Source organism: Arthrobacter gyeryongensis (genome assembly GCF_039543785.1).
In the GTDB taxonomy this organism is placed as follows: domain Bacteria; phylum Actinomycetota; class Actinomycetes; order Actinomycetales; family Micrococcaceae; genus Arthrobacter; species Arthrobacter gyeryongensis.
Genome location: NZ_BAABKK010000001.1, coordinates 97,775 through 121,523 on the forward strand (window position 1 = coordinate 97,775; position 23,749 = coordinate 121,523).

Genomic DNA, 23,749 nt, shown 5'->3' on the forward strand with positions numbered 1-23,749 from the left:
ACGGGCGATCTGTTGTGTCGGTCTTCAGGGATTCTGTTCCGGGCGCGGCGGATTGAGCCGGACCCGGACGGCGACGCCGGCGCAAACGATGACGGCCAGCCCACCGACAATCGTGGTCCAGCCCAGGGATTCGCCCAGCAACAGCCCTGCCCAGCAAATGCTCAGTACGGGCTGGATGAGTTGTACCTGGCTGACTTTGGCCATGGGTCCAAAGGCGAGACCCCGGTACCAGGCGAAGAAGCCGAAGAACATGCTGATGACTCCGAGGTAGGCAAAAGCTGCCCACTGGACCGGTGAGGCCGACGGCGGCTGCTGGGCCATGGAGAGCGCTGACAGGCCGGCCATCAACGGCAAAGCCAGGACGAGCGCCCACGATACGGTCTGCCATGCGCCGAGTTCGCGGGCGAGCAGGCCGCCTTCCGCGTAGCCGATTGCCGCAGCAATGACAGCTCCGAGGAGCAGCACATCCGCCCAGTCCAATTGCTCGAACCCACCGGACTGCGCGAATGCGAATGCGATGGCCGCTGCGGCGCCTACGATTGTGACCAGCCAGAAGGCGACAGGCGGATGTTCGCGTCCGCGGAGCACTGCGGCGGTTGCCGTTGCTGCCGGCAGCAGGGCGATGACGACGGCACCGTGGTTGGCCGGAGCCGTCGTGAGCGCGAACGAGGTGAGCAAGGGGAAACCGACAACAATCCCGGCGGCGACCACGGCCAAGCGCGCCCATTGCCTGACTCGAGGCAGCCGCTGCCTGGTGAGGGTGAGGGCGAATGCCGCGAGTATCGCCGCGACGACGGCACGGCCGGAGCCGATGAACAGGGGCGACAGCCCACCAACCGCCACCCGGGTGAAGGGAACAGTGAACGAGAACGCCGCTACTCCGAGGAGGCCCCACCCCAGGCCTGTTGCGGGACGGGACGGTATCGCTGGCCGGATAATTGTAGTAGCGCTACTATTGTCTCTCATGAACAACGATAGCAGTTCCAGGATTGCGGCGCGACTGCGCGAATGGATCGCCGGGGCTGCGCCGGGGTCCCGGCTGCCATCCACCCGGTCACTCGTTGCCGAGTACCAGGCCAGCCCCGTGACGGTGCAGAAAGCCTTGCAAGCACTCACGTCGCAGGGCTTGATCGAGAGCCGGCCCGGCGTCGGTACCTTCGTGCGGGCCGCCCGGACAGCACGCCCCTCGGATTACGGCTGGCAAACCGCAGCACTGCGTGCACCGCAGACGCCTCCCCGTTCCGCCTCCACTACGATGCGCGACACCTCGAACGCCACTATCGCCTTCCACTCCGGATACCCGGACCGGGAACTCCTGCCGGAACGGCTCGTGCGGGCCGCTCTCGCCCGTGTGGCACGCGGCGACGCTGCCTTGTCCCGGCCTCCGGCGGCCGGCCTTCCCGAGTTGCAGTCCTGGTTCGCGCACGAACTCGGCACCGCGACCCCGGCAGGGCTCACCCCGCCAACACCGAGCGACGTCATCGTGCTGCCCGGAAGCCAAGGCGGCCTCAGCTCGATCTTCACTGCATTGGTCGGCCACGGGCAGCCGCTGCTCATGGAATCTCCGAGCTACTGGGGAGCCATCCTGGCCGCGACGCAAGCCGGAGTCCGCATCGTCCCGGTCCCCAGCGGAGCCGACGGGCCGGACCCTGAGGAACTTGCCAGGGCCTTTGAGGAGACGGGCGCGCGGCTGTTCTACGCCCAACCGAACTACGCCAACCCCACTGGAGCGCAATGGTCCACCCGGCGGGGCGAAGAAGTCCTGGACGTCGTCCGGGAGTATGGCGCGTTCCTCGTCGAGGACGACTGGGCGCACGATTTCGGCATCACGTCGACGCCGGTACCCCTCGCCGCACGTGACGACTCCGGCCACGTGGTTTACTTACGCTCCCTTACGAAGAGCGTTTCACCCGCCATCCGCGTCGCCGCCGTCATCGCGCGCGGCCCCGCCCGGGAACGCATCCTCGCGGACCGCGCGGCCGAGTCGATGTACGTCAGCGGATTGCTGCAGGCTGCGGCCCTCGATGTCGTCACCCAGCCGGCCTGGCAGACGCATCTGCGAAGCCTCCGCCATCAGCTCCAGTCACGCCGCGACCTGCTGGTCTCAAGCCTGCGCGAGCACGCCCCCCAGGCCCATCTCAGCCTCATCCCCAAGGGAGGACTGAACCTTTGGGCGCGCCTGCCCGACGGGACGGACCTCGAAAAGTTGACCCGCGACTGCGAGAGTGCTGGGGTGATGATCGCGGTCGGTACGGAATGGTTCCCGGCCGAACCGGCGGGACCGTTCATCCGGCTCAACTACGCAGGACCCAACCCCTCCGCTTTCCCGGAAGGCACCCGCATCATTGGCCGGGCACTCGAACGGAACAGCCCCTAGATGCAAGAAATGGACCCCCGGGAATCCGGGCGTCCACTTCTTGACGGGCTGTGCCGGTTAAGGCAGGGTGTCCGTTGCTTTAGTCAAGGTAGTCGCGCAAAACCTGCGACCGCGAGGGGTGGCGCAGCTTGGACATCGTCTTCGATTCGATCTGACGGATGCGTTCGCGGGTGACTCCATAGACCTTGCCGATTTCGTCTAAAGTCTTCGGCTGGCCATCGGTGAGGCCGAAACGCATCGCGACGACGCCTGCTTCACGCTCGGACAGGGTATCGAGCACGGAGTGCAACTGCTCCTGGAGGAGTGTGAAGCTCACAGCGTCCGCCGGCACAACCGCTTCGGAGTCCTCGATGAGGTCGCCGAATTCGGAATCGCCGTCTTCGCCAAGCGGCGTGTGCAGCGAGATGGGCTCGCGGCCGTACTTCTGGACTTCAACAACCTTCTCGGGAGTCATGTCCAGTTCGAGCGCCAGTTCCTCAGGCGTAGGTTCGCGTCCAAGGTCCTGAAGCATCTGGCGCTGGACACGTGCCAGCTTGTTGATGACTTCCACCATGTGCACCGGGATGCGGATGGTGCGGGCCTGGTCAGCCATGGCGCGGGTAATGGCCTGGCGGATCCACCAGGTGGCGTAGGTGGAGAACTTGAAGCCCTTGGTGTAGTCGAACTTCTCCACTGCACGGATCAAGCCCAGGTTGCCTTCCTGGATAAGGTCCAGGAACAGCATGCCGCGGCCGGTGTAGCGCTTGGCCAACGAGACCACGAGCCGCAGGTTGGCCTCGAGGAGGTGGTTCTTGGCCCTCTTGCCGTCGTGGATGATGAACTCGAGCTCACGCTTGAGCTTCGGGTCCATGGAGCCGTCGTCGGCGTTGATCTTCTCTTCGGCGAACAGGCCGGCTTCAATGCGGAGTGCAAGGTCGACTTCCTGCTCAGCATTCAGCAGGGCAACCTTGCCGATCTGCTTCAGATAGTCCTTGACGGGGTCGGCCGTCGCGCCGGCTGACATGACCTGCTGGACAGGCGCATCGTCGTCGTCGGCATCCGAGTAGACAAAGCCGGAACCGGTCGTGGCAGGCTTCTTGCCCTCCTCGCCTTCCTCGACTTCCTCCGTGAGCTCTGCTTCGTCGGGAACGACGGCGTCAAAATCCTCGGCTTCTTCGGAGTCCTCGTCGGCGCCGCTGGACTTGTTGGCTGCTTCGGCAGCGGCCTTGGCGCCGGGCTTGGGCCCGCGCTTCTTGGGTGCCGGCTTCTCTGCACCTGCAGTCGAAGCATTGGCAGCACGCGTTGCCGCACGCTTCGCAGCTGTAGCCGCCTTCTTTTCTTCGGCGGACAGTTCGGCCAGGGCGGCGGGTTCCTTCTCGGCGGAAGACGGGGTCACAGAAAACCTTTCTAGCGGCGGTCTGTGGAATCACCATGGGGGCAACACCACTATGACCCTGTCAAGTCCGTGATCAACATCAAGTGCCATCGCCGACTGCAGAGTCTTTAGGTAAAACTCCCGACGGCGCCTTAATGTTCCCTAGAGTTCAGGGGACGTTTACGGCACTTGAAACACGGACCCAACCGGGTCTCGGCAACCATTGTCTCACGGTTTTGAGTTCCGGGGGTCGATATCCGCTACCGCGCAGACAATTACGTGCCGCACGGAATTCCCTCAATGACACACTCCTGGAGCCACCTCAGGGCCTGGGGGTCATGCGGCCGCCCCACCGAACTTCCGCCACGCGGACGACTTGCTTTTGGCCCAGCCGCAGAGCGTTCCGCGCGTCACCAGCTCGGCGAGTAGTTCGGCGAGCCGATAGCCCTGTTGTTCAGCGTCAGCCTGCGAAAGGAGTTCGTGGGCGAACGAACCGCTCCCCCGGCACCACTGAATCCACCCGCGGATCGTGAGCGTTGCGGCGCGCGCCTCCCCACCGCCGTGCCGGGAGAGCACCGCCAGAACTTGGTCCAGGCTCGTCAACCGCTTCCAGTCGGGGTTCTCCGGGTAGAGGCCCAGGAGCACGTCTCCGTAGCGCATGACGCTGAGATCCGCGGCCTCAGTGGACTTGCCGGCCACTGGTGCCGTGCCCGCTGTTGGTGCCGCGGGACAGAGCCCGGGCGGAATGGCTAAGGAATCCGCGTCATCGTCCTCATGTTCAAAGAAGCCGAAGGCTTCCGCGCCACCGCAGGCTACAGCTTTCCCGGCAGCGGCCAGGACCACTACCGCGTCGCGCCAGGCAGGAACCCTCAGGCTCGCCCGGAGGAACACCGCTGCCTCGCCGTCGAATTCGTCCGGACGGCAGGAGTCGAGGACCCCCGTCCACGCGTCCAGCATTTCTTCGAACGACTTCCTGCGCCGCCACCGCAGGAGCAACTCCCCTAGCATGGCGTCTTCCGCCCCCATGAACTCCGGATCGAGGACAGGCTGGTCCGCGGGCTCCAACAACCCAGGCGATTCCCTGACGCTGCTGCCCCTGAACACCATTTCCGCGTTGAGCCGGCTGTCCAGGATCTGGTCCACGGGACGCCCGGGAAGAGGACAGCACTCCAGGTCGGTGCAGAATGCGCTTCGCCAGTGATCGGAACCTATGAACCAGGCATCCCGCAATGCCAATCCACCGTGGGCCAGGACGGGTTCCAAGGCTTCCAGCAGCGGCAGGCCGTGTGCCAGGGCGCCGCCATCGTCCCAACCGTTGTCGCTGAAGAATGCCAAAAGCACGCCATCGGCGTCATGGTCCGCTTCCAGGTACTCACCGATCCTCCGTGAGTACGCGGCAAGCACGCGTTCGGACCTCTCGGGCGGAAGGTCCACACGGAGTGTGGCGCCAAGTGTCTGCCCACGCAGCGTGACGGCAACGAGGCTCTCCTTCGGCCAGAGTCCCAAGGCGTGCGGAATGAATCCGAGGATGTCCTCGGGACGGGAAATGGTCACACGGTTGTCTGCTGTCATGAATCCAGCATTGGCATCAATCGCGGGCGACGGCAGGCCTCAATTGCCGTATGTGGACAAAGGCATCCGCCAGCGCCTGTGGAGGAACACCGTGAGAGCAGGCTACGGCGTGGAGCTCCGCTGCTTCGCTAGCCGTTCGCGGCGCAATTCCACGCGGCGTCGGCGCTGGTTGGCCAGCGACACGAGGAGCGGCGGGACGTGTACGCCTTGGGCCGCCATTTGGCGGCGCACTTTGCGACGGGTCATGAGGATCAGGACCGTACCCACGAGCAGGAACAGGAACTGCACGCTCAATGCGATGCGGAAGGGGGCCAGGCCATAGAGCTCCCCGCCCGAGAAACCGCTGGTGTGGAGAAGGTCGAGGATGAGCCCCACCAGGTAGATCGTCAGGAGCGCCGCAACGAAGCCTCCCACGTTGACGATACCGGTGGCGGTGCCGATCCTGTGGGAAGGATTGAATGTCCGGGCAAAATCAAAGCCGATCATGGACCCGGGGCCGCCGATGGCAAGGGCAACCACCAACAAGGCAAGCAACCACAGGGGCGCCCTGGTAGGCAACAACAGGACTGCAGCCCAGGCGAGCGCGGTAGCCGCCGTAATCAGGAGGACCATGGCCGAGCGCCGCATGGGGTGCCTGGCCACGAAGGTTCCAAACAACGGCCCCACGAGAATGCTGGTGACGACGAAGAGCCCCATGAGGGCGGACACGGTGCCCGGGTTCAGGCCCTGCGCCGAAACCAGGAACGGGTAGCCCCAGGACATGGCGAAGACGTTGCCGCTGAACTGGACAGTGAAGTGGCACCAGAGTCCCAGGCGCGTCCCGGGCTGCTTCCAGGCACGGGCCAGGGTCACGCCTGTGGCGCGCAGCCCTTGGGCGCTCTCCCGCGGCGGGTGACCCGGCGGAACATCCCTGAGCAAGGCGAGAACAAGGACGACGGCGAGCGCCGACAACGAGCTCAACCCTAGGAAGGCCGTATTCCAGCCCGCCGAATGAAGGACCAGGGCGAACGGCACCACACTGATGAGCTGGCCGAGCTGGCCCGACATTCCCGTCAGCTGGGTGACGAGCGGAACCCTTGCCGGAGCGAACCAGATCGGCACGAGCCGGATCACTGAGACGAAGGTCATGGCGTCGCCTGCGCCGACGAGGACCCGGCCGAGCACCCCTGCCGGAACAGCGTCGGCATAAGCCAACTGGAGTTGGCCGAGGCCCATGAGCACGGCACCGCTGGCGATCATGGCGCGCGAGCCGAAGCGGTCAACCAGGAGCCCGACCGGTATCTGGAGGCCGGCGTAAACCAGCAGTTGAAGCACCGTGAAGAAGGAAATGGCCGCCGCGCTGGCATGGAACCGTTCGGTGGCCTCCAGTCCGGACACACCGAAGGATGTGCGCTGGGCGACCGCCACAAGGTAGGCAAGCACCCCAATCGTCCAAATGAGCCAGGCGCGGGGTGCGTTCACCCTTCCATTATGCCCGGGGCCGCATTAAAGCTGCTTTATGGACGCGCATCTTTGCGTGCGAGATACGCCTCAACCGCCGCGCCCAGGTCCTCGGCGTTGGGCAGTTCGTCATTCTCGTCGGCGAGCAGGGAACGGCGGACTGTTCCCTCGGCCTTGTCGTCATAGCGGGACTCCAGCTTGGAAACCACCTGCTGGACGTCCTCGGATGCTTCCACCTGTTCGGCGATCTGCCTGCCCACTTCCCTGCCGGCCTCGCGAAGCCGGTCGGTTGGCAGCATCAGGGACGTGGCCGCACCGAGGTATTCAAGTCCTGCGACCGCTGCCGGCGGGTACTCGGCATCGGCGAGGTAGTGCGGGACGTGGATGACGTACCCGGCCACTTTCCGCCCGGCCTCGACCAGCCGCAACTCGAGGATGTGGCCGACGGCCGCAGGAACCTCGACAGTCGGCTTCCACGTGGAAATGCCCTCGATGAGTTCCGGGCGGTTACCGTGCACCGTGACACCAACCGGCCGGGTGTGCGGAACGGGCATGGGAATGGAGTGGATCCAGGTCACCAGGTTGACGTCCAGTTTTTCCACAATCCCGACGACGGCGCGCGCGAAACGCTCCCATTGGAGATCCGGTTCAAAACCGGCAAGCAGGAGGAACGGCTCGCCCAAGCCGTCATTGAGCTTGTAAAGCGCCAGTTGAGGGGCTTTGTAGTCCTCCAGATGGTCTTCGACAAAGCTGATGTGGGGACGGCGCGTGCGGTAGTCAATGAGCTGGTCGGCGTCGAACACAGCCACGGTTTCGACTTCGAGCGTATCCAGTAGTTCCCGGTTGATCTGCTGGACCACGTGACCGGCATCAGCGAATCCGGTGAAGCCCATCAGCATGTTGAGGCCCCTGATATCCGGGCTGTGGAAGAGCTCGATGTTGCTCGCATAGAGCGACTCAGGGTCAAGGAGTGAGCCGGAAATCCGTTCAAACACGGCATGTTCCTTTCGCAGTTTCAAATTCTTGGAGGAGCAGGCGGCTGCACGCCGCAGCAGACGCCTCGGCGGCCGGCCATGCTCCATGTATTGGTACAACGCACCGGACCGGCCGCGCATTCCTGTCGGCCAATGTGCCGCAACTCTCATTTAATTGCTTTCCCGCGCAACAGACAGACTACGATCGAGACGTGCCGCCGTGTGCGGACCCAAGCAACCACCGACGTTGTCACAAGCGGACAACCGAGGGGTACCAGGGCCGGGCGCCTAACATGCAGCCCGGCCAAGCCATGCAGAGAGAGATGAGGACAAATCCTCGTGGTGAAGACTACAGACATCACCCTTGGCACTATTGCCAAGGACCTGAAGAAGGCGCCGAGCGACGCACTCGTGATAGCCGTTGGTCAGGGGGAAGACGGGCCGGTACTGCTCGGGAACCCGCTGGGGGCGAAGGCCGCGGAAACCCTCGCCGCTTCATTGGGCCTCCTCGGCATCACAGGAGCAACCGATCAGGTACACCGTCTGCCGGGTCTTCCGGAGACCGGTTCGGGCGTCCTCGTCCTGGCAGGTGTCGGCAAGGTCGCCGGCGACGCCCTCCTCGCCGAGGAAACCCTGCGCCGGACTGCAGGATCCGCCGTCCGCCAACTGGCCGGTTTGTCCTCCGTGACACTGGCCCTCCCGACGGCGTCCCTCGCCGACGTCGCGGCCGTCGCCGAAGGCGCCGTGCTGGGTTCCTATTCCTATACAGAGCACCGCTCCAGCAAGGACGGCCTCAAGGATCCGGTCGGCAAGGTCCTGATCCACACGGCGTTTGACGGCAAGGACGTCCAGCCCGCGCTCGATCGTGCACTTCTCGTGGGACGCGCGGTCAACGCCACCCGCACCCTCGTCAACCAGCCTCCGAGCCACCTTTACCCGGAGTCCTTTGCCGAAGCTGCCAAGGAACTCTCCAAGGGACTGCCTGTCAAGGTCACCGTGTGGGACGAGAAACGCCTCGAAAAGGACGGTTTCGGTGGAATCCTGGGCGTTGGCAAGGGTTCAACCCGCCAGCCGCGCCTCGTCAAGGTGGAGTACGCCCCGGCCAAGGCCACCAAGAAGATCGCGCTTGTCGGCAAGGGCATCACCTTTGACACGGGCGGCATTTCCATCAAGCCTGCCCTCGGCATGGGCGACATGAAGAGCGACATGGCGGGCGCCGCCGTCGTACTTAATACTGTCCTGGCCGTCGCGGGGCTTGGGTTGCCCGTCAAGGTGACCGCGTGGCTCTGCATCGCCGAGAACATGCCCTCTGGCGCTGCACAGCGCCCGGCTGACGTCCTCACCGTGTACGGCGGCAAGACGGTCGAGGTCCTCAACACCGACGCCGAGGGACGCCTGGTCATGGCGGATGGAATCGTCGCGGCCAGCCTCGAGCAGCCTGACGCCATCATCGACGTCGCGACGCTGACGGGCGCCCAGCTGATCGCCCTCGGCAACCGGACCGCCGGTGTCATGGGTTCCGACGCCGTCACGGGCGCTCTCAAGTCCGCGGCAGACCGCGCGGGCGAGCTCGTCTGGCCGATGCCGCTGCCGGAAGAACTGCGGGCCAGCCTCGACTCGCAAGTGGCGGACATCGCCAACATCGGCGAACGCCACGGTGGAATGATGACCGCGGCCGTGTTCCTGCGCGAGTTCGTCGGGAAGGACGCCGAGGGCAAGCAGATCCCCTGGGCGCACGTCGACATCGCCGGCCCGTCCTTCAACAACGGCAGCCCCTACGGCTACACGCCCAAGCAAGGCACCGGCTGCACTGTCCGGACGCTGCTCGCCTACGTCGAAGACGTGCTGGCCACGGCCTAAACACGTCCCCAAGTGGGGCCGGTCCATGACCGGCCCCACGGCCCGACGTGAGTCTGGCCACAAGCGCCCCACAAATGCCTCGGCAGGGTGGAGCATGGATAAGTGGTTCGCTAAGGTGAACCACGGTAGTCACAAATGCAAGAGAACTTCGGTGCTGGCATAATCGCGGCAGTACAAGTTCCAAGACCAGATGACGCGTAGTCGCGTGTCATCGCTCACGCGAGGGAGCGTCCTAGTGGCCGATCAGGCAACTGCGCAAGAATTCGACATCCTGGTACTCGGTGGCGGCAGCGGCGGCTACGCCACGGCTCTGCGTGCCGTTCAGCTTGGTTTCACCGTTGGCCTCGTCGAGAAGGGAAAGCTCGGCGGCACCTGCCTGCACAACGGGTGTATCCCCACCAAGGCCCTGCTGCACTCGGCGGAACTGGCCGACCACGCACGCGATTCCGCCAAGTACGGCGTCAACGTCACGTTGGACAGCATCGACATCACGGCCGTGAACGCCTACAAGGACGGAATCGTCGCCGGCAAGTACAAGGGCCTGCAGGGACTCATCAAGTCCAGGGGCATCACGGTCATCGAAGGCGAAGGCAAGCTGCAGGGCACCGACACCGTCGTCGTGAACGGCACAGCCTACAAGGGCAAGAACATCGTCCTGGCCACGGGTTCCTACTCCCGGTCACTGCCCGGCCTGGAAATCGGCGGCCGCGTCATCACGTCCGATGAAGCGCTGACCATGGACTACATCCCCAAGAGCGTCATCGTCCTCGGCGGCGGCGTCATCGGCGTCGAATTCGCTTCCGTGTGGAAGTCCTTCGGCGTCGACGTCACGATCGTTGAAGGCCTCCCCTCCCTCGTTCCCAACGAAGACACTGCCATCGTGAAGAACCTTGAGCGCGCCTTCAAGAAGCGCGGCATCAAGTTCAGCACCGGCGTCTTCTTCCAGGGCGTCGAGCAGGACGACAACGGAGTGAAGGTCACCTTGGTTGACGGCCAGACCTTCGAAGCCGATCTCCTCCTGGTTGCCGTGGGGCGTGGCCCCGTCACTGCCAACCTTGGCTACGAAGAAGCGGGTATCACCCTCGACCGCGGCTTCGTTATCACCAACGAGCGCCTGCACACCGGCGTCGGCAACGTCTACGCCGTCGGTGACATCGTCCCCGGCGTCCAGTTGGCCCACCGCGGGTACCAGCAGGGCATCTTCGTCGCGGAAGAGATCGCGGGCCTGAACCCGGTAGTCGTCGAAGACGTGAACGTCCCGAAGGTCACCTTCTGCGAACCTGAAATCGCAACCGTTGGCTACACCGAAAAGGGCGCCAAGGAGAAGTTCGGCGAGGACCAGGTCCAGACCCAGGAATACAACCTGGCCGGCAACGGCAAGAGTTCCATCCTGGGCACCGGCGGCATCGTCAAGGTCGTCCGCCAGAAGGACGGCCCCGTGGTCGGTATCCACATGATCGGTTCCCGCATGGGCGAGCAGATCGGCGAAGCACAGCTGATCGTCAACTGGGAAGCACACCCGGAGGACGTGGCACAGTTCATCCACGCACACCCGACGCAGAACGAGACCCTGGGCGAAGTCCACCTCGCGCTGGCAGGAAAGCCGCTCCACGGCTAAGTCTTTACGCAAGACACCCGGTCCTGCGCCCGCACGAACTGCGGGCGCAGGACCCCAGCAGGCAACACTCATCCGCACTAAAGATCAATAAGGAGAACGGGGACGACATGTCTGAATCCGTTAACTTGCCCGCCCTTGGTGAAAGCGTCACCGAAGGCACCGTCACTCGCTGGCTCAAGCAGGTTGGTGACCGAGTGGAAGTCGACGAGCCCCTGCTCGAAGTTTCCACCGACAAAGTAGACACCGAAATCCCGTCTCCTATTGCCGGCATCATCGAAGAAATTCTCGTAGCTGAAGACGAGACCGCCGAAGTCGGCGCTCCCCTGGTTCGGATCGGCAGCGGCAGCAACGGCGCTGCAGCGCCCGCCGCCGCACCTGCGGAAGAAGCACCGGCAGCCCCCGCACCTGAAGCAGCACCAGCACCTGAAGCAGCACCGGCTCCCGCAGCCGAAGAAGCCGCAGCCCCCGCCGCAGCGTCCGGCGAGGCATCGGGTCACGACGTGACTCTCCCCGCCCTGGGGGAAAGCGTCACCGAAGGCACCGTCACCCGCTGGCTCAAGGCCGTCGGCGACACCGTCGAGGTGGACGAACCGCTCCTTGAGGTCTCCACGGACAAGGTCGACACCGAGATCCCCTCCCCCGTGGCAGGCACTTTGCTCGAGATCCGCGTCAACGAGGACGACACTGCTGAAGTCGGTTCCGTTCTTGCCGTCATCGGCTCGGGCGCCCCCGCCGCAGCAGCGCCGGCACCCGCAGCAGCACCTGCACCCGTGGCAGCGGCCCCCGCTGCACCGGCACCCGTCGTTGAAGCCGCACCCGCTCCGGCGGCCCCGGCACCGGCAGCTCCCGCACCGGCTGCTCCGGCACCGGTTGCCGCACCCGCATCGTCTTCGAGCGAGTCCGGCTACGTCACCCCCCTCGTCCGCAAGCTGGCCAACCAGAGCGGTGTCGACATCACCACCGTGACGGGCACCGGCGTCGGCGGCCGTATCCGGAAGCAGGACGTGCTTGCCGCGGCCGACGCAATGAAAACGGCTGCGCAGGCAGCATCGATTTCGGCCCCGGCGTCCGCTGCTCCTGCAGCCCCCGGCAAGCCTGCTGCTGCCCCGGTGGCGGCCTCCTCGCTCCGCGGTACCGTCGAGAAGGCTCCGCGCATCCGCCAGGTCATCGCCCGCCGCATGCGCGAGTCCCTCGAAACCTCGACGCAGTTGACCCAGGTGCACGAGGTCGACATGACCAAGATCGCCAAGCTCCGCCTCAAGGCCAAGGGCTCCTTCGAGGCCCAGAACGGCGTCAAGCTGACGTTCCTGCCGTTCATCGCCAAGGCCGTGGCCGAAGCCTTGAAGCAGCACCCCAAGCTGAACGCCGCGTACGACGAAGCCAAGCAGGAAATCACCTACCACAACGCGGAACACCTCGCGATTGCGGTGGACACCGACAAGGGCCTGCTGGTCCCGGTCATTTCCGACGCCGGCAACCTGAACCTTGCCGGCCTGGCCAGCAAGATCGCCGACGTCGCCGGCCGTACCCGCCAAGGGAAGATCGGTCCGGACGAGCTGTCCGGCGGTACCTTCAGCATCACCAACATCGGGTCTGTCGGAGCGTTGTTCGACACGCCGATCATCAACCAGCCCCAGGTGGGCATCCTGGGCACCGGCGCGATCGTCAAGCGTCCGGTTGTCGTTGCCGACGAGAACGGTGACGACTCGATCGCCATCCGCTCCATGATGTACCTCTCCCTCACGTACGATCACCGCCTGGTTGACGGTGCCGACGCCGGCCGCTTCCTGCAGACCCTCAGGGCCCGCCTTGAGGAAGGTTCCTTCGAAGCGGACCTGGGCCTCTGATTCCAGTTATCGCGTGACGGGAAGGTCCCGACGGGAAACCGCCGGGACCTTCCCGTTTTTCATGCCCGGATATTGCCCCGTGGCTTTGCTACGGCTCGTAGAAGATTCTGGATAAGCTGGAGCCATGACTATCCTCTTCAACGTCCTGCTGTTCTTGCACATCGTCGGCGCAGCCATGATCGTCGGCTACTGGATCGCCACCATGAAGCAGCCGACTGTCCACCCGCGCCAGCGCGATGGTGCCTTCGTGCAGCTGATCACGGGTATTGCGATGATGGGAATCCTGCCCATGCTGCCCAATGCCGACCCTAACTACTTCAAGCTCGGCATCAAGTTCGCGATCGGTCTCGCAGTGGCCGTGCTCGCCGTCATCGGCTCGCGCAAGGTCAAGAAGGGCGAACCGGTCTCGACGGGCCTGGCCCACGGCGTCGGAGGCCTGGGATTGCTCAACATCGCCATCGCCACGATCTGGCAGTGACCGGCGAATACACGCTGACCTGAGCAAACAGCGCGGCCGCCTGGACATTCGTCCGGCGGCCGTTGCCGCTTAAACCGTCGCTTCTCAAACAGCGGCAGTCACAATCCTCTGAGAGCGGACAAGCGGTGCGCCGCCGCCGTCGAATCCCTAGGATTGAACCCGGCGGCATCCGGTATCCGGATGCCAATTCGCAACGACGCTGAGGAGTGGACATGGCTACAACACGCACCGCACACACCGTATGGAACGGCAACCTGATCGAAGGCGCCGGCAACACCACGCTGGACAGCTCAGGACTGGGGACCTTCAACGTCACTTGGAAGGCCCGCGCGGAGTCCGCGGAAGGCAAGACCAGCCCCGAAGAACTGATTGCCGCAGCACACTCGGCATGCTTCTCGATGGCATTCAGCAACGGCGTGGCGGGTGCAGGCTTCACGCCGGAAGAGGTCAACACCAAGGCCGACGTCACCTTCCAGCCGGGCGAGGGCATCACGGGCATCCACTTGACCGTGAGCGCACGCATCCCCGGTGTCTCCGAAGAAGAATTCCAGCGCCTCGCCGAGGACGCCAAGGTCAACTGCCCGGTATCCCAGGCACTCCGGGCAACTCCGATCACGCTGGATGCCACGCTCGCTTCCTAGCGGCAACACGTCCGAAACCTGTCCAAAAAGCGAGTCCCCGCCTTTCCTTCCGGAAGGGCGGGGACTTCGTTTTGCAGGCCTTGAGCTAGCCCTTCTGCGGCCTCGCGGGCAACGCAGCGGGGCGGACCTTGCTGTAGCCTTCACGCAGCGGCGGCCGGTCCGTGGGTAGTTCCTGGACCATTTCCTTGAGCGCGCCGATCCCGTACTCCAACTGGGGATCGGTGCCGGCCGCATAGGCGTGGGGCGGGAACACCACTTCGATGTCAGGCTCAACCCCGAAGTTCTCCACACTCCAGCCGATGCCGCCGGAGAACCACGTGGCATAGCGCGGCTGGGTCACGCCGGTGCCGTCAGCCAGGGAAAAACGGTTGTCGATGCCGACGACGCCGCCCCAGGTCCGGGTGCCGATGACCGGGCCGATGCCGCGGAGTTTGGACACCTGGGTGATGATGTCGCCGTCGGAACCCGCGAATTCGTCGGTCAGGATAATGACAGGGCCGCGCGGGGCGTGATGCGGGTATGTACGCGGCTTTTCGCCGCGGGGCATGCTCCAGCCGGTGACCTTGCGTCCGATCAGTTCCGCCACGAGCTGCGAGGTGTGGCCGCCACGGTTCCGCCGCACATCGACAATCAACCCGTCCAGCGCGGTCTCGGTATCGAGGTCCCGGTGAAGCTGCGCCCAGCCGTTGGCCATCATGTCCGGGACATGCAGGTAGCCGAACTTTCCGTCCGAGGCCTCGCGCACGGTTCGCCTGTTGGCGTGCACCCATTCCTGGTACCGCAAGCGTTCCTCATCCTTCACCGGAACCACGGCGATCCTCCGCTGCTGGCCTGCCGCCTCTCCATGCCCACGGCCATTCAAGATCGTGAGTTCCACCGTCCGGCCCGCTGCGCCCACCAGCTGTTTGGCCGGAGTACGGTCCGCGGAGAGCCCGACGCCGTCGATCGCCAGGACAACGTCGCCCACTTTCGCGTCGGCTCCCGGCCGAGTCAGCGGCGAGTTGGCCAGCGGGTCGGAAGTGTCTCCTGCGAGGATGCGCGTGATCTCCCAGCCAGCCTCCGTGAGCTTGAGGTCGGCACCGAGCCTTCCCTGTCCGTTGCTCCCGGGTTCGCCCACCGCCGCCGGACGCACGTAAGCGTGGGAGGTGCCGAGCTCACCGTGCAGTTCCCACAGAAGGTCCACCAGGTCGTCGTGCGAGCCCAGGCGTTCGACGACGGGACGGTACCGTCCATGTACCGAATCCCAGTCCTGGCCGGCCATGTCTTCGGTCCAGAAGAAGTCCCGCTGCAGTCGCCACGCTTCGTCGAATGCCTGTCCCCACACGGCCAACGGATCCATGACCACCCGGATCCGGTTCAGCTCAACCTTGACCAGCTCGCCCGATTCTTCCTCAACCTTGGCGTCGGACGGTACGGCGACAACCTTCTTGTCGTTGACGAAGACCAGTTTCTTGCCGTCTCCGGACAATCGGTAGCGCTCAACCGCGGACGCGAGCGTGACCTGCTTTTGCCTCGAAAGCTCGTAGCGGACCAGCGCCGGAGCAGGTGCCTTGTCCTGCACCGTGCCACGGCCATCTCCCGTGACACCCGAGAGCGGGGTGTCGAGCCACAGCAGTGCGCCGTTGGAGGCCGAAAGCGCCGAGTAGTTGCCCTGCGGCACGGGGACGCCGATGACACGCAACGGCAGCCCTTCACGGTCCACGCGGACCTCGACGTCGGTCCCGGCGCCATTCCCCGGACCATCCTTCGCGCCGTTCTTCCCTGCGTTCTTCCCTTCGGGTACAGCGTCCGCTTCGTCCTCGTCCAGCAGGTCCACTACCGGGCCGAAAGGCGAAGGAGTGGCTGCAGCCAGCGCCACGAGGTACGGCTTGATGGGGCTCGGGAAAGACAAGTCGAAGGCATGGCCGTCGTAGACGGGATCGAAGCTGCGGTTCGAGAGGAACGCCAGGAATTTGCCATCGGGAGTGAAGGCCGGCGATTCGTCGCAGAAACGGCCATCGGTGACCTCCACGATGTCTTCCGGGTTGGCGGTGCTGACCATGCGCAACTTGCTCCGCGACCCGAAGGACGTCACCGGCTCGGACCATACGAGCCATTGTGAGTCCGGCGACCATGCGAGGCCCTCGATGCTGCCGTCCCCTACGCTGACAAGCAGCGACAAGGTGCCGCTGGCAGTGTCGGCCAGGTAGACGTCCCCGAATGCGGTACCCACGGCAAGCCACCGGCCGTCGGGGCTGGCTTCGAGGGCGCTTGGACGGGCTGCCTTGGGGAAATCGATCCTCAGGAAGTCGAGCCGTGACTCCTCGGCTCCGCCGCCCGCGGAGTTGACCGGGACAGCCTCGGCGTCCGCGGACGCCGTAGCGGGCTCCGCGTGCGGTTCCGGCAGCCGAACCGCGGACGTCGCGGGCTGTCCCGCAATGGCCGATGCCGGGACCGGGCGGGGCAATTGTCCGGCGCCGTCTTCTTCGGCTTCGCGTGGCGCGGGTCCAGCGTCCTGGACTGGCGCCTCGACGGCAGGCCGCGAAAAACGCGGGGCAATCCTCTTGATGTACAGGGAATCGACGCCGTCGTGGTCCGCTACATAGGCGATACGCCCGTCAACAAGGGGGCGGGGAAGCCTTGCCCGCACGCCCGGGGTTGCTTCCACCACGCGGGACGGTCCGTCTTTGTGGCGCAGCCAGTGGATGGTTCCGTGGGATTCCACCGCGCTGGCCGAACCTGCGGAGTTGGGGAAGACGTCGCCCAAGTGGGCGGCGGCTTTGAGGGGTGATGGGCGGCGCGACGGGGATGCCGAGCCCAGCGAGATGTCCAAGCGCGTGGCCGCGGCATCGGCCTCGAGCGTCGGCAGGATCCACAACTCGCCCGCCGATTCAAAGATGACCCGCTTGCCGTCGCTGGCAGCGTGCCGGACGTAGAAGTCCTCGTGATCGGTATGCCGGCGCAGATCCGAACCGTCCGGCTGCACTGAATAGAGATTTCCGTATCCCTCGTGGTCTGAGAGGAAGGCGATCCGTCCGCTTACCCACAGCGGGTCCGCGAGGTTCCCGTCGAGCCCGGGAAGCAAGCGGGCGAACTCGCCGCTCCCGTCGGCGTCGATCCACAGTTTTCCGGCGGTACCGCCGCGGTACCTCTTCCACCAGGCAGGCTCGCGGGAAAGCACGCTCGCAAGGACAACGGGACGCTCGTCCCCCACTTCCGGGCCGAACGCCACCGATTCGACCGGGCCGAAGGGAAGCTCGACGGCGGGGCGGCCATCGAATGGCAAGGCGTACGCATGCGTGTGCCGCCCCTCAGCCTGTTCGAAAGCCGTGGTGACCACAATGTCGCCTGTGGAGGTGAATCCCTTGACGCGGGTGGTGCTGTGGCCGAAGTAGCTCAACTGCCGGTACCCGCCGCCGTCGACCTCTGCTGTCACCACCTCCGGAGCGGTCCCGACGATCGTCGTCCAGACGAGCCGCTTGCCGTCCGGGGTGAAGCGGGGATTGCGTGCAGGGAGCTGCTGGGCCGAAATCCGCCACGCGCGGCCTCCGGCCACGGGCGCAATCCAAACGTCGTCTTCGGCCACGAAAGTGATCAAATCACCGTGCAAATGCGGGAAACGGAAGTAGCTGGAGGAGGTCATTGTTCGATCATAGTCAACGGAGAAGCGAGCCCTTCGAGGCCTGCCGTAATGCCGAAGTGATGCTTGCCATGATGAGATGGGGCATGCGAATCGTGATCTCGGGTGCTTCAGGATTCATCGGAACCGCGCTCTCCGCGCATCTCCTCGGCAGTGGGCACGACGTCGTCCGGCTCGTCCGCCGTGCGCCCGCGGGAGCCGGCGAGGCATATTGGGATCCGGCCGCGGGCCAATTGGATGAGGCGGTACTCGACGGTATGGACGCGGTGGTCAACCTCTCCGGGGCAGGCATCGGGGAGCGCCGCTGGACCAAAGCACGCGTGCGGGACATCATCGACTCACGCTTGCGGACAACAAAAACGCTCGCGGCGGCCATGGGACGGCTGGGAACTCCGCCCGGAACGTTCCTGAGCCAGTCGGCCTCCGGCTACTACGGCTCATCCCGCGCCGGCCTGCTCCGGGAGGACTCGGGACCAGGCAAAGGCATGCTGGCCGGCCTATGCGTCGATTGGGAGGCCGCCGCCCACACGGCACCTGCCGGCGTAAGAGTGGTGACGCCGCGTACCGGCGTGGTCCTCAGCCCTGACGGCGGAGCGTTGGGGCCGCTCCTTCCGTTGTTGAAGATGGGCGTGGGCGGACCGCTCGGAAACGGCCGGCAATATTGGCCGTGGATTTCCCTCGTGGACGTAGTGTCAGCCTTCGAATACCTGCTCAACTCTTCGCTCGAAGGTCCCGTCAATGTGTGCGCCCCGGAAAGCGCCGACGTCAACGCCATCGTCGCTCAACTGGCGGCGGCCCTGCACAGGCCGGCGTTCCTACGTGTACCTGCCCCCGCGCTGCGTCTTGCCCTCGGCAGCCATCTGGCAGAGGAACTTGTCCTTGCCAACCAGCGCATGGAGCCGGCACGGCTGATGGACTCAGGCTTTGCCTGGCAGCACCCCGCGCTGGTGGACGCCGCCCGATGGGTGGCAAGCGGCGGCAAGTGATCGCCTAAGACAGCTTGGCCAGGATCTCCGTGATCCTCCACGCGTCCCCGCTACGCAGGAGAACCACCCTGAGTTCCTGTGGTGCTCCGCGGGGACGCGCTCCGACTACCTTCCCTGAGGCGTCCCGTTCTTCATAGGCGGACGTTTCCACCGTGACACTAACTGTTGCCCGGTGCGGGCCGGAAGGGCTCTCCATGCTCACGCCGGTCAAGGTCGTGGAAAAGCCGGCGAGAACCAAGCTGGCGCCGATCAATTCGTCCCTGAGCTTCCCATCCGAGGCGGCGGCCGCCGAGCCCTGCACATTGACGTGGTCCAGGAGTTCGAACTTGCCGGAACTCAACGCCGTGTCCCGGATCGCCGAAAGTCCCCTGATGGCTTCCTCTGGCTTTGGGGATCGGATCCGGCCCCATGCCCCCGCAGGAACCTCAGCCGCCGCTGGGACTTCATCGTGGACGGTCTCAGGCGCCGAAGCGGGGGCCCCGGCTCCCGGTCCCCGATCGCCAGTCCACCACGCTGCGCCGGCCAACCACACCGCGGCTACTGATCCGGAGCCCACCATTATCCCGACGGCGAGCACAACGGACGCCGCCCGCCGTCGTACGGAAAGCGGCGCAACCGCCCGCCTGTGTCTGCGTCCCACTCCCGGACGGCGGAAGCTGAAAAGCGCCGCGATGCGGGCTTGCTTTGAGCGAGAACCGGAAGCCCGACGCCGGGTCATCAGTTCCGGAATAACTGCCGCATGCACCGAAGCCGAAAGGTCCACGGCTTCCGGCGCGGCGCTCCGGTAGACCGCGACACCCAATTCGGCCGCGGACGGCCGCTGTTGTCCATCCGGATGAAGCCCGGCCTCGATGGCAACGGCCAGGGCGGTGGGGACCGCGGGTACCAGTAGTGTCAGGGGCGGCCGGCGTGCCGCAGTGTCCGGAGCGGAACCGGTGAGGCAATACCAGCCAAGGGCAGCGAGGGCGTAGGTATCCCGCTGCGGCTGGAGTTCTACGCTCCCCCGGACAACCGGATCGGGATCCACGAATCCGGGAGTTCCGGACTCCGGGACCCCGGAGGCGTCCCCCACCACGCGGGAAATGCCCATGTCCGACAGGAGCGGTTTCCCTTGGGCAGTGAAGAGCACATTGCCGGGCGAAACATCGGAATGTGTCATGCCTTGGCGATGCAGATAGGCCAACGCTTGCGCGAGCGGCGTCAGGATAGTCACCGTCTCACCCACGCCAAGACGCCCCCTGCTGGACACCAACTGCCCGAGGGATCCTCCGGGGGCGTAGTCCATGACCACGCCCAAGCCGCCGTCGAAGGACCCTGCCAACTCGACGACGCCGTGGACGTTGACGAGGTGCTCATGGTCCAGCCTGGACAGAAGCCGTACCTCGCGGAGCACGGATGACCTGTCCTCCCCTGGATCCACCGTCGCCGGGCTCCGGCCAAGGCATTTCACGGCGAAATTGCTCTGCGACCGCTGCTCCGCTGCGAGCCACACCGTGGCGCTCCCGCCGCGCCCCAGTTCACGGACCGGAACAAAGCCTGGGATTAAAGGTTCGGAAGGTTCGATCCTCTGGGAAGGCATGTCCCCTTTATGGTCCCGACCACTCTCGCCGGGCGAAAAAGTCTCAATGCCTCAACAAATACCGGAAATCGCGGATTGCCGCAGAAGTTATCCACAGGCCAGGGGGCCGCGGCCCCGCAAGCAGGCCGAGTACGACTGAGAGCTTGGCCACAAAATCATGGCGTGCGTCCAGCGGGGTCTAAGCTTGTCCCCATGACTCTTGAGTTTTCACAGCTGGGTCTTGCCCCGGATTTCGTTGACTACATGCAGGGCTGGGATATCCAGCGCGAACTCCACAACAAGGTTGTTGCCGGCGAGAAACCGAGCACCGTCCTGCTCCTTGAACATGCCGCGGTGTACACGGCCGGCAAGCTCACGGAGGACCACGAGCGCCCGTTTGACGGAACGCCCGTGGTGCCGGTGGACCGTGGCGGCAAATTGACCTGGCACGGACCGGGACAGCTCATTGCCTACCCCATCCTCAAGCTGAAGAACCGCGCCGGGATCCGTGACTACGTGGAGCGGCTCGAAGCCGTCATGATCGCGATCATGGAGGACTACGGGATCAAAGCCACGCGGGTCAAGGGCCGGGCCGGAGTCTGGGTCCTCGCCGACCACAAGGGCCCGGACCGCAAGATTGCGGCAATCGGCATCCGTGTCCTCGACGGCGTCACCATGCACGGCGTGGCCATCAACTGCAGCAACGATCTCGCTCCCTACGCGCAGATCATCGCGTGCGGCATCACCGACGCCAGCGTCACCACCATGTCCATTGAGACCGGCAAGACCATCAACCCGGCCGACATTGCCGAGCGCTTCATCGAAGAGTTCCGCAAGCACGAAGAAGCACTCGTATCCAGCCCCGAAGGAGCACTCCAGTGACCCTGGCACCTGAAGGCCGTAAGCTGCTGCGCGTTGAACAGCGCAACAAAGCCGTCCCGGTCGAACGCAAGCCCGAGTGGATCAAGGCCAAGGTCCAGATGGGCCCTGAATTCGTGGGCCTGAAGAACCTCGTGAAAAAAGAAGGCCTGCACACCGTCTGCGAGGAAGCCGGCTGCCCGAACATCTTCGAGTGCTGGGAAGACAAGGAAGCGACCTTCCTGATCGGCGGCTCCGAATGCACCCGCCGCTGCGACTTCTGCCAGATCGACACCGGCAAACCCTCCCCCGTGGACATGTTCGAACCCACCAAGGTCGCCCGCTCCGTCAAGGCCATGGCCCTGCGCTACGCCACCGTCACCGGCGTCGCCCGCGATGACCTGGAAGACGAAGGCGTCTGGCTCTACGCCGAAACCGTCCGCAAGATCCACGAACTGAACCCCGGCACCGGCGTCGAACTGCTCATCCCCGACTTCTCCGGCAAACCCGAACACATCCAAGCGATCTGCGACTCCGCCCCCGAGGTCTTCGCGCACAACGTCGAAACCGTGCCCCGGATCTTCAAGCGCATCCGCCCCGCGTTCCGCTACGACCGCTCCCTGGACGTCATCACCCAGGGCCGGGCCCACGGGATGGTCACCAAATCCAACCTGATCCTGGGCATGGGCGAAACCCGCGAAGAGATCTCCGAAGCCCTGGCCGACCTGCACGCCGCGGGCTGCGACCTGATCACCATCACCCAGTACCTGCGCCCCTCCGAACGGCACCTGCCCGTGGACCGCTGGGTCAAACCCCAGGAATTCGTCGACCTCGCCACCGAAGCCGAGGAAATCGGCTTCCTCGGCGTCATGTCCGGCCCCCTGGTCCGCTCCTCCTACCGCGCCGGACGCCTCTGGGCCACCGCGATGCGCAAAAAAGGCCGCGAAATCCCCGCCCACCTCGCCCACATCGCCGAAGGCATCCAGGACTCCGGCACCACCCGCCAGGAAGCCCGCACCCTCCTCGCACACCACGCATAGCACGTCGGCTAAAGCACGGTCAAAGGACCGGACCCCGGACAAATCCGGCGTCCGGTCCTTTGGCATAAATCACGTAGAATTAAGGCACTATGGCGAAATCCCCTGATCCCAGCAACTCGACAACATCGGCTGCCGACGCTCCCAAACGCGGCTTGTTTTCCCGCAAGCCCAAGGAAGCCAAGGCCAAGAAGCCGAGCCAGCTGAAGCAGATCGGCGAGGTCTTCAAGATGACCCGCCGCAATGACCCCATCGTCGTGTGGCTCATGCTTCTGGCGTTCCTTGGCGTCATAGCTGTCAGCCTCGTCGTCGGGCTCCTCCTGAACAACTGGGTCACAGGCCTGATCATCGGCATCCCCTTGGGCCTGCTGGCCGCTGTCTTCATCCTGTCGCGCCGCGCGGAACGTGCGGCCTTCGCGCAGATTGAGAACCAGCCCGGAGCTTCCGGTGCGGCTTTGGGGACGCTGCGCCGCGGCTGGATCACCGAGGATCAGCCGGTCGCCGTCAACCCGCGCACCCAGGACGCAGTCTTCCGCGCCATCGGCCGTCCCGGCGTCGTGCTGGTCAGCGAAGGACCGTCGCACCGCGTCAAGCCCTTGGTTGACGCCGAGCGCAAGAAGCTCGCACGTATCCTGCCGAACGTCACCATTCACGTGATCGAAAGCGGCCGTGGCGAAGGCCAGGTGCCCATCAGCCAGATCGCAAAGACCATGAACAAATACAAGAACGAGCTCACCAAGGTTGAGGTCGGTGCTGTCAGCAAGCGGATCTCTTCGCTAGGCAACCGCCTGCCGATCCCCAAGGGCATCGACCCCTACAAGGCACGGCCTGACCGCAAGGCCGCACGCGGACGCTAACCAACACGAAAGCCGCCCGTTCCTGGAATCTCCGGGAGCGGGCGGCTTTTTGTCTGCGTAGAAAGTTACATCCGGATGAGGATTGTGTTCATGGCCCTGTCATGGAGTCCGCGCTGGTCGGGATCGAAAACAACCGCGGGAATCACCAGGCACAAGAGGATCGTCCTGACCAATGCAGCCAGGGGTCCTGCCTGTGCTCCCCCGAGCCGTATTACGTGGATGCCGGCAACCCGGTGTCCGATGCTATAGCCCAGCGTGCCGATGAGAAGGATCTGCTCCACGGCAAACACAGCAAGCGTCGCCCACTGGTTGCCGCCGAAGGCAAAGTTGCTGATCACCAGGGCAATGACCCAGTCAATGCAGATTGCCAGGATGCGACGGCCGGCCCGGGCCATCGAGCCGGGGCCGGACTCCGGCAGGCCGAGCCGTGCTCCCGGGTACTTGGAGATTCCGGACGTGTCCGGCCCTGTGAGCCATGAACCAATATCTTTACGATCAACCACGCTTCAAGCTTACGGCTTCACCATCGCACGCCCGACGGCGAGAGGTTTCGCCGATGGGATGTCAGCTGTGTTCACAAGGAAACAGACACACAGGCGTAAGACATAGACTGGCACTGCAGTAGACCAGTAGCGTTTACACGGCAGGCAGTTCTGTAACCTGCTCGAAACAA

The 23,749-nt window shown here is 64.9% G+C and carries 18 protein-coding genes; 10 read left to right on the forward strand and 8 right to left on the reverse strand.

Annotation, left to right across the window (positions count from 1 at the left end):
• Positions 1–24: 24 nt before the first annotated feature.
• Positions 25–966, reverse strand: coding sequence for a DMT family transporter (locus tag ABEA18_RS00475; protein WP_345446779.1), 942 nt, complete (start codon positions 964–966; stop codon positions 25–27).
• Here ABEA18_RS00475 and ABEA18_RS00480 point away from each other — a divergent pair.
• On the forward strand, positions 965–2,377 hold the full coding sequence (locus ABEA18_RS00480) for an aminotransferase-like domain-containing protein (RefSeq protein ID WP_345446782.1): 1,413 nt from the start codon (positions 965–967) through the stop codon (positions 2,375–2,377). The two genes, ABEA18_RS00475 and ABEA18_RS00480, sit on opposite strands and share 2 nt — an antisense overlap.
• Positions 2,378–2,456: 79 nt before the next feature.
• Here ABEA18_RS00480 and ABEA18_RS00485 read toward each other — a convergent pair whose 3' ends face one another.
• The 4 genes from ABEA18_RS00485 to ABEA18_RS00500 all read right to left on the reverse strand — a co-directional run bounded on the left by ABEA18_RS00485 (position 2,457) and on the right by ABEA18_RS00500 (position 7,738).
• A complete protein-coding gene (locus tag ABEA18_RS00485; protein WP_345446785.1) occupies positions 2,457–3,752 on the reverse strand; it encodes an RNA polymerase sigma factor in 1,296 nt (431 codons plus the stop codon).
• A 315-nt stretch (positions 3,753–4,067) separates the two neighbouring features.
• Positions 4,068–5,303 carry a DUF4192 domain-containing protein gene (locus tag ABEA18_RS00490; protein WP_345446788.1) on the reverse strand — a complete coding sequence of 412 codons (1,236 nt, stop codon included), beginning with the start codon at positions 5,301–5,303 and terminating at the stop codon, positions 4,068–4,070.
• Between the two features lie 102 nt (positions 5,304–5,405).
• Positions 5,406–6,764, reverse strand: a complete 1,359-nt coding sequence (locus ABEA18_RS00495) for an MFS transporter (protein ID WP_345446791.1) — start codon at positions 6,762–6,764, stop codon at positions 5,406–5,408.
• A gap of 35 nt (positions 6,765–6,799) precedes the next feature.
• Positions 6,800–7,738, reverse strand: coding sequence for a proteasome assembly chaperone family protein (locus tag ABEA18_RS00500; protein ID WP_236816974.1), 939 nt, complete (start codon positions 7,736–7,738; stop codon positions 6,800–6,802).
• Positions 7,739–8,056: 318 nt separating this feature from the next.
• On the opposite strand from ABEA18_RS00500, the gene ABEA18_RS00505 reads away from it, so the two are divergent.
• From ABEA18_RS00505 to ABEA18_RS00525, 5 genes are all read left to right on the forward strand, one after another.
• Entirely contained in the window at positions 8,057–9,577 is a 1,521-nt protein-coding gene (locus tag ABEA18_RS00505) for a leucyl aminopeptidase (protein WP_345446797.1), read from the forward strand.
• Positions 9,578–9,812: 235 nt separating this feature from the next.
• Positions 9,813–11,195, forward strand: coding sequence for a dihydrolipoyl dehydrogenase (gene lpdA / locus ABEA18_RS00510; protein WP_345446800.1), 1,383 nt, complete (start codon positions 9,813–9,815; stop codon positions 11,193–11,195).
• Between the two features lie 107 nt (positions 11,196–11,302).
• Positions 11,303–13,042, forward strand: a complete 1,740-nt coding sequence (gene sucB, locus ABEA18_RS00515; protein ID WP_345446803.1) for a 2-oxoglutarate dehydrogenase, E2 component, dihydrolipoamide succinyltransferase — start codon at positions 11,303–11,305, stop codon at positions 13,040–13,042.
• Between the two features lie 124 nt (positions 13,043–13,166).
• Positions 13,167–13,520: a hypothetical protein gene (locus tag ABEA18_RS00520; protein WP_059389121.1), complete on the forward strand. Its 354-nt coding sequence runs from the start codon at positions 13,167–13,169 to the stop codon at positions 13,518–13,520.
• Positions 13,521–13,732: 212 nt separating this feature from the next.
• A complete protein-coding gene (locus ABEA18_RS00525; RefSeq protein WP_184739048.1) occupies positions 13,733–14,161 on the forward strand; it encodes an OsmC family protein in 429 nt (142 codons plus the stop codon).
• Positions 14,162–14,246: 85 nt separating this feature from the next.
• Here ABEA18_RS00525 and ABEA18_RS00530 read toward each other — a convergent pair whose 3' ends face one another.
• Positions 14,247–17,783 (reverse strand): S41 family peptidase, encoded by a 3,537-nt coding sequence (locus ABEA18_RS00530; protein ID WP_345446808.1) that lies wholly within the window; start codon positions 17,781–17,783, stop codon positions 14,247–14,249.
• A gap of 83 nt (positions 17,784–17,866) precedes the next feature.
• Between ABEA18_RS00530 and ABEA18_RS00535 the strand changes: the two genes are divergently transcribed.
• Positions 17,867–18,766, forward strand: coding sequence for a TIGR01777 family oxidoreductase (locus tag ABEA18_RS00535; RefSeq protein WP_345446811.1), 900 nt, complete (start codon positions 17,867–17,869; stop codon positions 18,764–18,766).
• Positions 18,767–18,770: 4 nt separating this feature from the next.
• Here ABEA18_RS00535 and ABEA18_RS00540 read toward each other — a convergent pair whose 3' ends face one another.
• The gene (locus ABEA18_RS00540) at positions 18,771–20,345 is read right to left on the reverse strand and encodes a serine/threonine-protein kinase (RefSeq protein WP_345446813.1); all 1,575 of its coding nucleotides are present in this window, start codon (positions 20,343–20,345) and stop codon (positions 18,771–18,773) included.
• 192 nt (positions 20,346–20,537) lie between these two features.
• Here ABEA18_RS00540 and lipB point away from each other — a divergent pair, with 192 nt between their 5' ends.
• The 3 genes from lipB to ABEA18_RS00555 all read left to right on the forward strand — a co-directional run bounded on the left by lipB (position 20,538) and on the right by ABEA18_RS00555 (position 23,076).
• Entirely contained in the window at positions 20,538–21,206 is a 669-nt protein-coding gene (gene lipB / locus ABEA18_RS00545) for a lipoyl(octanoyl) transferase LipB (protein ID WP_345446815.1), read from the forward strand.
• Positions 21,203–22,222 carry a lipoyl synthase gene (gene lipA / locus ABEA18_RS00550; RefSeq protein WP_345446818.1) on the forward strand — a complete coding sequence of 340 codons (1,020 nt, stop codon included), beginning with the start codon at positions 21,203–21,205 and terminating at the stop codon, positions 22,220–22,222. Before lipB ends, lipA begins: the two co-directional genes overlap by 4 nt.
• Before the next feature lie 89 nt (positions 22,223–22,311).
• Positions 22,312–23,076: a DUF4191 domain-containing protein gene (locus tag ABEA18_RS00555; protein ID WP_236816957.1), complete on the forward strand. Its 765-nt coding sequence runs from the start codon at positions 22,312–22,314 to the stop codon at positions 23,074–23,076.
• Between the two features lie 65 nt (positions 23,077–23,141).
• Here ABEA18_RS00555 and ABEA18_RS00560 read toward each other — a convergent pair whose 3' ends face one another.
• Complete coding sequence (locus ABEA18_RS00560) at positions 23,142–23,579, reverse strand: RDD family protein (protein ID WP_345446823.1); 438 nt, start codon at positions 23,577–23,579, stop codon at positions 23,142–23,144.
• Positions 23,580–23,749: the final 170 nt, after the last annotated feature.

Coding starts and splice junctions, on each gene's coding strand:
- ABEA18_RS00480 (WP_345446782.1), top strand. CDS start 965: ATGAACAACGATAGCAGTTCCAGGATTGCGGCGCGACTGCGCGAATGG.
- ABEA18_RS00475 (WP_345446779.1), bottom strand. CDS start 966: ATGAGAGACAATAGTAGCGCTACTACAATTATCCGGCCAGCGATACCG.
- ABEA18_RS00490 (WP_345446788.1), bottom strand. CDS start 5,303: ATGACAGCAGACAACCGTGTGACCATTTCCCGTCCCGAGGACATCCTC.
- sucB (WP_345446803.1), top strand. CDS start 11,303: ATGTCTGAATCCGTTAACTTGCCCGCCCTTGGTGAAAGCGTCACCGAA.
- ABEA18_RS00520 (WP_059389121.1), top strand. CDS start 13,167: ATGACTATCCTCTTCAACGTCCTGCTGTTCTTGCACATCGTCGGCGCA.
- ABEA18_RS00525 (WP_184739048.1), top strand. CDS start 13,733: ATGGCTACAACACGCACCGCACACACCGTATGGAACGGCAACCTGATC.
- ABEA18_RS00530 (WP_345446808.1), bottom strand. CDS start 17,783: ATGACCTCCTCCAGCTACTTCCGTTTCCCGCATTTGCACGGTGATTTG.
- ABEA18_RS00535 (WP_345446811.1), top strand. CDS start 17,867: ATGCGAATCGTGATCTCGGGTGCTTCAGGATTCATCGGAACCGCGCTC.
- ABEA18_RS00540 (WP_345446813.1), bottom strand. CDS start 20,345: ATGCCTTCCCAGAGGATCGAACCTTCCGAACCTTTAATCCCAGGCTTT.
- lipB (WP_345446815.1), top strand. CDS start 20,538: ATGACTCTTGAGTTTTCACAGCTGGGTCTTGCCCCGGATTTCGTTGAC.
- ABEA18_RS00555 (WP_236816957.1), top strand. CDS start 22,312: ATGGCGAAATCCCCTGATCCCAGCAACTCGACAACATCGGCTGCCGAC.